The following is an 11888-nucleotide window of genomic DNA, read 5'->3' on the forward strand; positions in this document are numbered from 1 at the left end:
TTCTGCTTTCGCTAATATTGTTTGATTAGTCAATATTGGGATTCAAAGCATGCCAGTCCTTAATGGCTGGGATGATTCCCATTTCAATCACTTCGTCACGAAGTTTACATAAGTGTTCGTAGCTCTTTTCTAATTCTTCCTGTTCGGCAGGAGTTCCAGCTATTTCTTTATAAGTAACGCCGTCTTTAGTAATTGAAGTTTCCATCGCCATCATGATATGGTCGAATTTGCCATTGGAAACATACGTTCCGGCAGGCCAGCGGAATGGCTGTCCGCCCATAGCAGCAGCAATCATTTCGATAGACAGATAAGCCGGGCTTTGGAAAGAAGAACGGCCGCGCAGGTCGATGATATGTTTTCCACCCTGGATGACACGTACTTTCAGTGCTTCCCATTCCGTCAACGGAAGGCGGGTAGTACCGATGAAATCGGTCAGGGGTTCTCCTTTTATTTTGGTGGTAGATGCAAATACAGCCATTTGTTCTCCATGACCGCCATACGTACGGCAATTCTGAATGTCGGAAGCGGGGATATGGAAGTATTTCACCAGTTCGTTTTGCAGGCGGGTGCTATCCAACGCAGCCAATGTAGAAACTTGTGAAGGTTTCAAACCTGCATACAATAAAGTAATCAGACCGGTGATGTCTGCAGGATTAAAGATGACAACGATATGTTTTACGTTCGGGCAATATTGACGAACGTCTTTTCCGAATTGAGCGGCAATCTCTGCATTTCCTTTCAACAGATCTTCGCGGGTCATACCTGCCTTACGGGCTGCTCCACCGGAAGAAACAATATAAGAAGCTCCGGTCAGCGCTTCCTTGATATCGGAAGTATAGGTAAGGTTGACACCTTCAAAACCGCAATGATACAGTTCTTCAGCTACTCCTTCCAAAGCTGGTGCGAATGGATCATAGAGACAAATATTCGGAGTGAGTTTCATCATCATGGCTGTTTGTGCCATGTTGGAGCCGATCATTCCGGCAGCTCCCACAATCGTAAGTTTCTCGTTGGTTAGAAATTCCATAATTTTATATGTTTAAAAAGGTGAATAATTTACTCTTTCTTTTTGTCGCTACAAAGTTAACATATTAGAACGCAGATTGTTCATTGCAAATAGTTTTTCTCGATAACGAAAAGTTATAGCTGACTGATTGAGGGATCTATTCAAAATAGATTATCTTTGCTGCTTATATAATATAATAGATAAGAATATGAGCATCGAATTAGGAAAGTTCAACCAGCTTGAAGTCGTGAAGGAAGTCGATTTCGGCGTATATCTCGATGGTGGAGAAGAAGGTGAGATTTTGTTGCCTACCCGCTATGTGCCCGAGGATTGTAAGATAGGAGATTTTTTGAATGTGTTTCTTTACCTGGATATGGATGAGAGGCTGATTGCTACGACACTGACCCCGTTAGTGCAGGTCGGACAGTTTGCTTGTCTGGAAGTCTCCTGGGTAAATCAATACGGAGCTTTCCTGAACTGGGGATTGATGAAAGACCTGTTTGTGCCGTTCCGTGAGCAGAAGATGAAAATGCAGGTTGGACGGAAATACGTGGTTCATGCACATGTGGATGAAGAGAGTTACCGTATTGTGGCTTCAGCAAAAGTGGAACGTTATCTGTCGAAAGAAAAGCCGGAATATGCTCCGGGAGCAGAGGTGAATATTCTTATCTGGCAGAAGACGGACTTAGGCTTTAAGGCAATTATAGATGATATGTATAGCGGTTTATTGTATGAAAATGAAATATTCTGTCCGTTGGAGACAGGGATGGAAATGAAAGCTTTTGTGAAACAGGTGCGTGAAGATGGTAAGGTCGATTTGATTCTTCAGAAACCCGGTTTTGAAAAGATTGACGATTTTTCGAAAACGCTGCTAGACTATATCAAAGAGCACGGGGGACGAATTAACTTGAATGATAAAAGTCCAGCGGAAGATATCTACGACACGTTTGGTGTCAGCAAGAAAACCTTTAAGAAAGGAGTGGGCGACTTGTATAAGAAACGTCTGATTACCTTGCACGAGGATGGCATTGTTTTGGCGGATTCCTAAACAGAATAGGGATTTCCCTACATACGAATAGAGAGAATCATTGGGGTGGGGAGTTTCCTCACCCTATTTTTGTGGTATCAGATTAAAGATATAAATAATAAAAACGAGATAAGTTATGCGTAAGATTATAATAAGTTTCTGCATCCTGTTCGCTGCCCTTTCCTTACAAGCGCAGTCTGTTAACGGAATCCGTATCGACGGCGGAAATACTCCGATACTTGTTTACTTGGGAGGAAACCAAATCAGTTTGCCTACTACTACCTGCTTTATAGCCAATTTGAATCCCGGACATTATACTGTTGAAGTATATGCCACCCGCTTTACCCGTCCGGGAGAGCGAGTATGGAAAGGAGAAAAATTGTATAAAGACTATGTTTATTTCGATGGTAGGGGAGTGAAAGAGATATGGGTAGACGGACGTGATAACATGCATCCGGAAAGACCCGACCGCCCCGGACAGGGGGGACATCGTCCGGGACAAGGAGAACACCGCCCGGGATATGGTTACAACAGGGTCATGAACGATCAGCTCTTTCAAACGTTTTATAATGAGATGAAGAAGGAGCCTTTTAAAGATGATCGTATAAAGTTGCTTAATGCTGCATTGGCCGGTTCTGATTTTACATCTGCCCAATGTCTCCAACTGACCAAACTTTATACATTTGACGATGACCGGATGGAAATTATGAAGATAATGTATCCCCGCATTGTAGATAAAGAAGCTTTCTTTACAGTGATTAATACCCTGACATTTACTTCCAGCAAGGACAAGATGAATGATTTTGTGATAGGGTATGGTCAGCGTTGATACTATTAACTGTACGGTTATAGAGATATGTTACGCATGTTTATTGAGGAATATTATCGGAATAATAAATGATAGGAGATTGAATTATGAAACGAATACTTTTTTTACTCTTTGCGGTCGGTCTGACTGCCAATATGACCGTAATGGCTGGAATGAGCACCAGCAAGGTACGTAAGGAGACACGTTTTCTTACCGATAAGATGGCGTATGAATTGAGTTTGAGTACACAGCAATATAATGATGCGTATGAGATTAATTACGACTTTATTTATTCTGTCCGTAATATAATGGATTACGTAGCACGTGGTTACGAATGGGCATTGGATGATTATTATGAAGCTTTGGATATCCGTAACGACGATCTTCGCTGGGTATTGAGTGATGCGCAGTATCGCCGGTTTCTCGGTGCCGAGTATTTCTATCGGCCGATTTATGTAACCGGAGGGAAATGGAGTTTCAGGGTGTACATCAATTACCCGAACCGTAGCTTGTTCTATTTTGGTGTGCCTTATCATTACCGTACTTATTGTGGAGCGCATTATCGTCCGCACTTTCACCATACAAGCTACTATCGGGGAAGATATACTAATTTCAACCATTACTCTGCACCGCACCGAGTGAGAGATCAGAGAGTATATCACTCTTATCGTCGTTCGGACTTCGGTTCTGTACGGTTCCGTCCGAATACTTCCACTCGTCCGCATAATGCACCGACACGTCCGGGTAATTCTTCCCGTCCGGGTTCATCAACAACACGTCCCGGAACGTCTCGTCCAAGCACATCTACTCGTCCTGATACGTCTCGTCCCGGAACGACAACGCGACCTGGTACGTCTACTCGCCCTCGTCCGGAATCAGGAGATAGACCTTCAACTTCTGTCAGACCGTCTACACCGGCCGGAAATGGGAGACCGAATAAAGAGGTTGTTCCTGATAGAAACGGGAATACAAACAGAGTAGAAGGAGATCGTAATTCCGGTCGCCGTCCGGAAACAAGTTCCGGTTCTTCAAGCTCTAATCGCAGACCGACAAGCGGAAGTTCGACAAGTAGCGGTTCCAACCGTGAAAGTGGAAAAACAAGTAGTAGTTCAAGGGAAAGTTCAAGTAGGCGAAACGATAGTAGTGGTTCCTATAATAGAAATAACAGTTCTGATAGAAACAATAGTTCTTCCAGTCGTGGTAGCTCCGGTCGTGGCAGTTCTAGTTCCAATCGTGGCAGTTCTAGCTCCAGTCGTAGTAATTCCAGTCGCAGTAGTGAAAATACTACCAGCCGTAGCAGTAGTACTACCTCTAGCCGTAGTAGCGGTAGTTCGAGTTCTACTCGAAGCAGCGGTAGCTCTACCCGGAGCAATGTTTCCAGCGGACAAACAGAAAGACGCTCTTCTTCCGGAAGCACGAGAGGTAATAGCACTCAAAACTCTTCCCGTTCCTCTGAAAGAAACAGCAGTTCAAGAAGATAACCTATTCCTTTATTATTTATATCGATCTCATTGCTCCTCAGCGGTAGGAGAACTAGACTCCGGTTTTTCACCGGCTAGACTATTCCGGGCGTCGCCCGTAACTTGGATGTCGGGGCGGATACTATCCGCCTCGATTTCACTTATTACTCCTTGCTGTGCAAGACGTTTTGCAATCAGTTTGTAGTAACCTTCCATATTCTCCTTTAATTGTCCGCCTTCTGCAAAAGAACTGCGGAAATGCTTGGGTTTCGGGATAATGGAAGCCAGGAAAATACTTTCTTCCGTGGTCAGTTGCGAAGGGCGTTTCTTGAAATAATAAGCAGACGCTTCCTGAATACCATAAACGAGCGGTCCCCATTCTACAATATTCAGATATACTTCGTACATACGTTCTTTGGAAGTTAGTCTTTTATTCTCTATCAGCCACACAATCAATGCTTCTTCCAGTTTACGCGCAAAGTTCTTGTTACGGTTCAGGAATACATTCTTTACCAGTTGCATGGTGATCGTACTTCCTCCGCGTGCAAAGCGTTTCACTTGCAGGTCGTAAATCAGTGCTTCCCGTAAGGCATCGGGCAGAAAACCGCGATGATAAAAGAATGCTCCATCTTCGCTTTGCATGACAGACATTCTTAGAATGGGGGAAATGCTGTCCAAGGGTGTAAAGTGTTTGCATGAAGGACCGATAGGGAAGGTTCGTACCGGCACTCCATTCTCATAAGCTGTGTAAATGAACTCGTCGGACATTTTGGAGAGTGAAGTAGCTCCATAGCTTATGATATGGAAATCTTTTTCTTTCAATTCAGATTCCAGTTTGAGACTATCCAGTTGCGCAAAATCAATGTCTAACAGAAAATGATAAGCCAGCTCGCCACTTGTCTTGATGCCTTCCAGATTACTGAATAATCCTTTCGGCAGAGAACTGAACAGATCGTCTGCCGGAAACCAGGATTTGTTGACTGCTGCAGTGAAATGCCAGTTTCCCTTCTCCTTCTCGACCCGTAAATAAGGATGAAACTGGAGTTTGTTGAAGTCAACAATGGTGGTACTGTCCAATTCAAATGAGTGTCCGTTTATGTTCATCTCGTAACAGAGTTGTCCGCGATCGAGATGAATGATTTCAGGAGAGAGGGCTTTATGAAATACGTCCAGTCCGTTCACTTTTGCTTTTCCTTTGAGGAGCAGTTGGGCGGTCGCACGTTTATCTTTAGTCATGCTATAAGATAATGTATCGAAAGTGACTTCTGCTCCAAAACGGCGGGTAATATAAGGTAGTGAGATTTTCTTTTTCTCTGGAGCAAAGAGAGCTGCTTTTAATGTATAGTCTTTTCTGTTCAGTTCACCCGATGCTTGCCATTGTTGTTGAGGCAGTGTATCTTCTTTTATCTGAATGGTTGATTGAAAATGATTATCCTTAATAACAAAGGAGGGGATGTTGACTGCAACGAAGTTACTATCTTTGCGTTCGGTAATTTTTATTTGGTTGAGTAGGCCGTTTTCGGGCAGAAAGCCGTAAATGAGGTTCAATACCCGGTCGATGCGGTTGGCATAGTTGCTCTCTATGGCGGGCTTTGACTCTGTCTCTTGTTGTCGTTTAAGGAACAGGAAGTCATAGTTGGCTAGGGAATCATATTTGATAAAGTTTATTGCCAGCCCATCCATAAGAACATTGCGTACTTCGACTTCTCCTTTTAGTAACTTCCAAAAACTTAGTTTTACGTTGACAGATTGCAATGTCAGCAGGGTATCCCGTTGGTTGGGAATAATAGAAAGTCCTTGTAAAACCACTTTATTGCAGCCTTCCATTTGTAACTTCTGATAATGAATCTGCAGTCCGTATGCCTGTTCGATACGTGTAGTCCGTTTGTCAACGATATGGCATAAAATAATATTGCGGGATATAAAGAGACAAATGAGCCCGGTAAGCAAGATACCGGTAGCGGATAGAATAATAATTCTTTTTTTGCTGGACGTTTCCATCTTCTTTTTCTTGATATGATAATCGCTGCAAAGGTAGATAATAATTTGGGCAACAAGCGGAGTATTTTCCCATTTTTAGAGTTATATTCATCAGTAGAGAGAAGAAAATACAAAAAAAGGCGCTTTATTTGCAATATTAATCTTTTGTTAAGGTCTGTATTAATCTTTTCGTTTACTCGTTAATGTTACTTTTACGCTCAAAACCAATACTTTTGAAATTATGATGCGAATGAACAAACCGATGACTACTGCAATGTTTTGCATGGCATTATTGCTTGGAGGACTCTCATCTTGTACCACTAATGATGTGGAAGATATACAGGGAGGTGGTGAGCAAGACCTTTATGAAATTAAAGATCGTGCGTTGGGAGAATACCTTGTTTATAACTGTAGCCGTACAGACGAAAACAAGCTTCCTTATGAAATGGCTGTTGCGGAAAATGGCAAATTCTACCTGAACACCCAAAAGGCTGCTACCGTAGAAAATCTCTATCTGGTAAAAAACGATGCGCAGATAGCTAAACTGGAGAATGCGGGATTGGCTACAGCTGCAGTGAAGATTGTAGATATGGACGGTTTGCAGTTCTTTACCGCTCTAAAGACATTGAAGATTACTTCCAATTCGGTGGAGCGTATGGATCTGACTGCATTGACCGAGCTGGAAACGGTTGAGATGAATAATAACTCTGTTGCAGCACTGGACTTGTCGCAGAATACAAAACTTATTCGCTTTCGCTATGGTGGAAATTCGGCCGGTGATACATCTACCAAACTTTCTACAATTAGCTTTGCAAATAATAATGTGATAGAACATATTTATTTAAAGAACCAAAATCTTCAGGAGAATGGCTTTATTCTTCCTTCAAACTATGCAGCATTGAAAGAACTTGATTTGAGCAATAACCCGGCTGCTCCTTTTGCTATTCCGGAGGATTTAATGACCCAGTTGACTACTGCTGTCGGAGTGGTGGCTGATTCCGAAGGTGGAGGAGGTGAAGACGGTGAATTGTTCACAATCCCGGATAAGGCTTTTGGAGAGTATCTTTATTATCTTTCAACAGATGCTGGTAAATTGCCACAAGGGCTGGTTGTGAAAGAGGGCAATGAATATCAGTTGGATAAGACGATTGCGGCTACTGTTACGGCGGTAAATGTAGCGAAAACATCAGCCGCTACCAGTGAGTTGGTTACAGCCGGTCTTGAAACGGCAGAGACCCCTATAGCTTCTGTAGATGGCTTGCAGTTCTTTACAGGACTGGTTGAATTTACTGCCACCTCAAATAAGTTTACCGAGGCACTTCCGCTTACTGGACTTAGTAATTTAGAGGTCCTACAAGTGAATACGGCAGGAGTCGGTTCATTGGATTTGAGTGGTAACCCTAAATTGCGTATTTTGAATTGTAATGGTAGTACGAAAAGTGGATATGGTACGCTTTCGACCATTAATCTCTCATATACTCCCAATCTGGAAACTCTTAATCTGAAAAATAATAAATTGACAGAAATCAATGTTTCGAATCTGGTTAAATTGACAGAACTCGACTTAAGTGGCAATCCTGGTGCAAACTTCAAGATTCCGAGCGCAATATTTAATAATTTGACTACTACTAAAAACAAAGGTGTAGAAGCAGAATAATTCAAATAAAGAATACTATGATGATATATATAGGTGCATTTATAGCCTTACAGGTAATTGTATTGGTAGCTTATTGGCTAATGAAAAAGAATAACCCGCAAGGAGTATTGATGGTAGCCGGGATTTTGATGTTAGCACTTAGCATGTTGCTTGGTATGCATTCGCTAAGTCTGACCGAAACAACGGGGACGCCGGTTTTCGACCTCTTTCGGATTATAAAAGAAACTTTTTCATCGAACATGCTTCGTGTTGGTTTGATGATTATGACTATTGGAGGTTATGTAGCTTACATGAAAAAGATCAAGGCTAGTGATGCATTGGTATATGTGTCTATGCAACCACTGGCTATTTTCAAGAAGTTTCCCTATATCGCTGCTTCCATTGTAATCCCTATCGGACAGATGCTTTTCATTTGCACACCGAGCGCAACAGGACTTGGTTTGTTGCTGGTTGCTTCTATCTTTCCTATTTTGGTAGGCTTGGGAGTGAGTCGTCTGACGGCAGTATCGGTTATCTCTGCCTGCACTATTTTTGATATGGGGCCCGGTTCGGCCAATACCGCCCGGGCGGCGGAACTTGTCGGTCAAAATAATATGCTGTACTTTGTTGAACACCAGCTTCCGCTGGCCATTCCGCTTACTATTTTGCTAATGATTGTTTATTATCTCACCAATCGTTATTTTGACCGCAAGGATCGCCAATCAGGACGTACGCAACCAGAAATGATGGATACAAAAGATTTCAAGGTGGATATTCCATTGATTTATGCGATTCTGCCGGTGTTGCCGTTGTTCTTATTAATCATCTTTTCGAAGTATGTACACCTGTTCGATCCTCCGATAGAATTGGATACCACTACGGCTATGTTTGTTTCTCTGGCAGTTTCCATGTTGTTTGAGTTGATACGTCTTCGTTCTTTTAAAGCTGTTTTTATGACTATGAAATCATTCTGGGAAGGGATGGGTAAGGTATTTACCAATGTGGTGACACTGATTGTTGCGGCAGAAATCTTCTCTAAGGGGTTAATTAGCCTTGGCTTTATTGATGCGTTGGTTGAAGGATGTACCAGTCTGGGATTCTCTGGCATTTTGGTTTCGATTGTCATTATCCTGATTCTTTTCCTGGCTGCTATCCTGATGGGAAGTGGAAATGCTTCGTTCTTCTCGTTTGGTCCGCTGGTTCCGTCAATTGCTACCAAAGTCGGTATGACTCCCGTAGATATGATATTACCTATGCAATTAGCATCGAGCATGGGACGGGCGGCATCACCTATTGCCGGTGTGATTATCGCCATTTCGGAGATTGCCGGTGTGTCGGCTACCGATTTGGCCAAACGCAATATCATTCCGTTGTCAATCACATTGATTGCTATGATAGTTATTCACTTTTTTATCTAACAAGTAATACTGATTATGATGTTCAAACTGATTCAAAATATACATCTTTATGCTCCTGAAGACAGGGGGATAAACGACCTGCTTATTTGTGGTGAAAAGATTGCTTGTATCGCACCCCATATCGATATTCGGGGATTAGAGGTGGAAGTGATCGATGGGGCAGGCATGAATGCTGCTCCCGGCTGTATAGACCAGCACGTACATATCATTGGCGGAGGCGGACAAACCGGCTACTTTTCTTTGGCCCCTGAAGTACCGTTAAGCCGTTTACTGGCTTGTGGAACGACTACGGTAGTCGGACTGTTGGGAACCGATGGTTTCGTGAAACAATTACCGGCACTGTATGCCAAAACGAAAGCACTGTGCATGGACGGTATATCCGCTTATATGCTTACCGGTTACTATGGACTGCCCACTCCCACATTGACAGATAGCATTGCCAACGATTTGATTTTCATTGATAAAGTGATTGGCTGTAAGATAGCAATCAGTGACGACCGTAGTTCCTATCCTACTAAAACCGAATTGATGCGTATCATTCAGCAAGTACGCTTGGGAGGTTTTACTTCTGCCAAAGGCGGAGTGATGCATGTGCATTTGGGAGCTTTGCCCGGAGGAATTGAGCTATTGTTAGAGATAGCACGGGAGTATCCTTCATTAATCAGCTATATTTCTCCTACTCACATGGGACGTACACACGATTTATTCTTGCAAGGAATTGAATTTGCCCGTATGGGGGGAATGATTGATATTTCCACAGGAGGAACAAAATATTGTGAACCTTATGAAAGTGTACTGGAGGGATTGAATGCCGGAGTATCTATTGACCGTATGACTTTCTCATCGGATGGTAATGCCGGCGTACGTCGTAAGGATCCGATAACCGGTGAGGATAGTTATACTGTGGCGCCGTTACATCGAAACCTGGAGCAAGTGATCCGGCTGATTGTGGACGGAGGCATTGCTCCTTCGGATGCTTTCCGCCTGATAACTTCCAACCCTGCCCGTACAATGAAGCTGAAAGGAAAAGGAGAACTTCGGGAAGGATGGGATGCGGATATAACGCTGTTTGATGACAATTGGAAACTGCAAGGTGTCTATGCCCGTGGTGCGGAAATGATGCACGAAGGTGTCGTGATGCGTAAGGGAAATTTTGAAATGTAATACTAAAACAACATGGATATGAAAAAATATCTATTATTCCTGATAGGGCTATTCTTGCTCCTTCCGGTAATGGCACAGACAGACGAAGGTAGTGATGACGCCGAAATAGTGGAAGCCAGCGATGAAAGTTTATCAGATATCGACAATAAAGTAGTCCTCCATCGCTATAAAATGGGGGATGGCTTAAGATTCACAACACAAGGCGGCAATAAACTGACGGTCAGCGGGATGGTACAAACATCGGTAGAAAGCCGTCGCTTTGAAGATGTGGATCAGATGTACAACCGTTTTCGTGTGCGTCGTGCCCGTGTACGTTTTGATGGAAGTGTCTATCACGATAAATTGCGTTTCCGGTTGGGACTCGACTTGGTGAAAGGTAGTGAGACGGATGATGACTCCGGGTCGTTATTGATGGATGCCTATGCTGCCTATCGCCCTTGGGGCTCTAAACTTGTCATTTCGTTTGGGCAGCGTTCCACTCCTACGGATAACTATGAATTGCAGATGAGTTCTCACACGTTACAGTTTGGTGAACGTAGTAAAATAACTTCTGCATTTAGCACGATTCGTGAATTGGGTGTTTTTGCCGAAAGTTCTTTCCGGCTAGGCAGCAAAGGACTTTTACGTCCTTCCATTGCTATCACCGATGGTTCCGGTCCGATCTCGGAAGGAAAGCGTTATGGTGGATTGAAGTATGGCGGCCGGTTGAATTACCTTCCTTTTGGAGCTTTCCGTTCGATGGGAGGAAGCAGAGAAGGGGATATGGCTTACGAACTGACTCCGAAGTTGAGTGTCGGTGTTGCATATAGCTATGCGGACGGTACATCCGACCGTCGTGGCGGGCGCAGTAACGGAGATATTCTTTATATGAATGACCGTGATGAAATAGATCTTCCCGATTATGCTAAACTGGTGGCGGACTTTGCTTTTAAGTATCGCGGATTTTCGATGTTGGGCGAATATGCAAAGACATGGGGATATGTTCCTTCTTCTATAACGAAACGGGTACGAAACGACGGTTCCACCGCTACCTCCTTTGACGTGAACGGAGAACAGAATGTAGAAGCTTACATCAAAAACCGAATGATGTTGGGACAAGGATTTAATATCCAGGCAGGATATATGCTCCGTAGTCTTTGGAGTTTTGATTTGCGCTATACATACCTTAAGCCTGATGAATATTCGTATATGAATAATAATCTGTATTTCAACAGGCATAACTTTTATGATTTCAGTGTCTCCAAGTATCTGACACGCAATTATGCTGCCAAGATACAATTGACTGTCGGACTGGCTCGTAGCAATGGTGAAAACCGTACTCCTGATAGTACATACACCTATAATGGCAATGAGTGGATAGGTAACCTATTGTTCCAATTTAAATTCTGA

Annotated in this window: 9 protein-coding genes; 7 read left to right on the forward strand and 2 right to left on the reverse strand. The window is 43.1% G+C overall.

Annotation, left to right across the window (positions count from 1 at the left end):
• Window positions 1-25 precede the first annotated feature (25 nt).
• Window positions 26-1027: a malate dehydrogenase gene (locus KTR06_RS09005; RefSeq protein WP_008026201.1), complete on the reverse strand. Its 1002-nt coding sequence runs from the start codon at window positions 1025-1027 to the stop codon at window positions 26-28.
• Between the two features lie 187 nt (window positions 1028-1214).
• Here KTR06_RS09005 and KTR06_RS09010 point away from each other — a divergent pair, with 187 nt between their 5' ends.
• The 3 genes from KTR06_RS09010 to KTR06_RS09020 all read left to right on the forward strand — a co-directional run bounded on the left by KTR06_RS09010 (window position 1215) and on the right by KTR06_RS09020 (window position 4322).
• Window positions 1215-2054: a S1 RNA-binding domain-containing protein gene (locus KTR06_RS09010; protein WP_004314988.1), complete on the forward strand. Its 840-nt coding sequence runs from the start codon at window positions 1215-1217 to the stop codon at window positions 2052-2054.
• Window positions 2055-2169: 115 nt separating this feature from the next.
• Window positions 2170-2862 carry a DUF4476 domain-containing protein gene (locus KTR06_RS09015; RefSeq protein ID WP_217290237.1) on the forward strand — a complete coding sequence of 231 codons (693 nt, stop codon included), beginning with the start codon at window positions 2170-2172 and terminating at the stop codon, window positions 2860-2862.
• Window positions 2863-2948: 86 nt separating this feature from the next.
• Window positions 2949-4322 (forward strand): hypothetical protein, encoded by a 1374-nt coding sequence (locus KTR06_RS09020; protein ID WP_217290238.1) that lies wholly within the window; start codon window positions 2949-2951, stop codon window positions 4320-4322.
• A gap of 27 nt (window positions 4323-4349) precedes the next feature.
• On the opposite strand, the gene KTR06_RS09025 is transcribed toward KTR06_RS09020, so the two are convergent.
• Window positions 4350-6302, reverse strand: coding sequence for a transglycosylase domain-containing protein (locus KTR06_RS09025; RefSeq protein WP_217290239.1), 1953 nt, complete (start codon window positions 6300-6302; stop codon window positions 4350-4352).
• A gap of 220 nt (window positions 6303-6522) precedes the next feature.
• Between KTR06_RS09025 and KTR06_RS09030 the strand changes: the two genes are divergently transcribed.
• From KTR06_RS09030 to KTR06_RS09045, 4 genes are read left to right on the forward strand one after another with little or no spacing between them, the layout of a single operon-like run.
• Window positions 6523-7938 carry a leucine-rich repeat domain-containing protein gene (locus KTR06_RS09030; protein WP_120069122.1) on the forward strand — a complete coding sequence of 472 codons (1416 nt, stop codon included), beginning with the start codon at window positions 6523-6525 and terminating at the stop codon, window positions 7936-7938.
• 20 nt (window positions 7939-7958) lie between these two features.
• Complete coding sequence (gene dcuC, locus KTR06_RS09035) at window positions 7959-9335, forward strand: C4-dicarboxylate transporter DcuC (RefSeq protein ID WP_118219089.1); 1377 nt, start codon at window positions 7959-7961, stop codon at window positions 9333-9335.
• A gap of 18 nt (window positions 9336-9353) precedes the next feature.
• Window positions 9354-10499: a beta-aspartyl-peptidase gene (iadA, locus tag KTR06_RS09040; protein WP_118219088.1), complete on the forward strand. Its 1146-nt coding sequence runs from the start codon at window positions 9354-9356 to the stop codon at window positions 10497-10499.
• An 18-nt stretch (window positions 10500-10517) separates the two neighbouring features.
• The gene (locus tag KTR06_RS09045; protein ID WP_217290240.1) at window positions 10518-11888 is read left to right on the forward strand and encodes a porin; all 1371 of its coding nucleotides are present in this window, start codon (window positions 10518-10520) and stop codon (window positions 11886-11888) included.

This window comes from Bacteroides sp. MSK.20.12 (genome assembly GCF_019052435.1).
GTDB classification, from domain to species: domain Bacteria; phylum Bacteroidota; class Bacteroidia; order Bacteroidales; family Bacteroidaceae; genus Bacteroides; species Bacteroides xylanisolvens.

Excerpts from the sequence above, each read along its gene's own strand:
- KTR06_RS09005 (WP_008026201.1), bottom strand. The coding sequence starts at position 1,027 with ATGGAATTTCTAACCAACGAGAAACTTACGATTGTGGGAGCTGCCGGA.
- KTR06_RS09010 (WP_004314988.1), top strand. The coding sequence starts at position 1,215 with ATGAGCATCGAATTAGGAAAGTTCAACCAGCTTGAAGTCGTGAAGGAA.
- KTR06_RS09015 (WP_217290237.1), top strand. The coding sequence starts at position 2,170 with ATGCGTAAGATTATAATAAGTTTCTGCATCCTGTTCGCTGCCCTTTCC.
- KTR06_RS09020 (WP_217290238.1), top strand. The coding sequence starts at position 2,949 with ATGAAACGAATACTTTTTTTACTCTTTGCGGTCGGTCTGACTGCCAAT.
- KTR06_RS09025 (WP_217290239.1), bottom strand. The coding sequence starts at position 6,302 with ATGGAAACGTCCAGCAAAAAAAGAATTATTATTCTATCCGCTACCGGT.
- KTR06_RS09030 (WP_120069122.1), top strand. The coding sequence starts at position 6,523 with ATGATGCGAATGAACAAACCGATGACTACTGCAATGTTTTGCATGGCA.
- dcuC (WP_118219089.1), top strand. The coding sequence starts at position 7,959 with ATGATATATATAGGTGCATTTATAGCCTTACAGGTAATTGTATTGGTA.
- iadA (WP_118219088.1), top strand. The coding sequence starts at position 9,354 with ATGTTCAAACTGATTCAAAATATACATCTTTATGCTCCTGAAGACAGG.
- KTR06_RS09045 (WP_217290240.1), top strand. The coding sequence starts at position 10,518 with ATGAAAAAATATCTATTATTCCTGATAGGGCTATTCTTGCTCCTTCCG.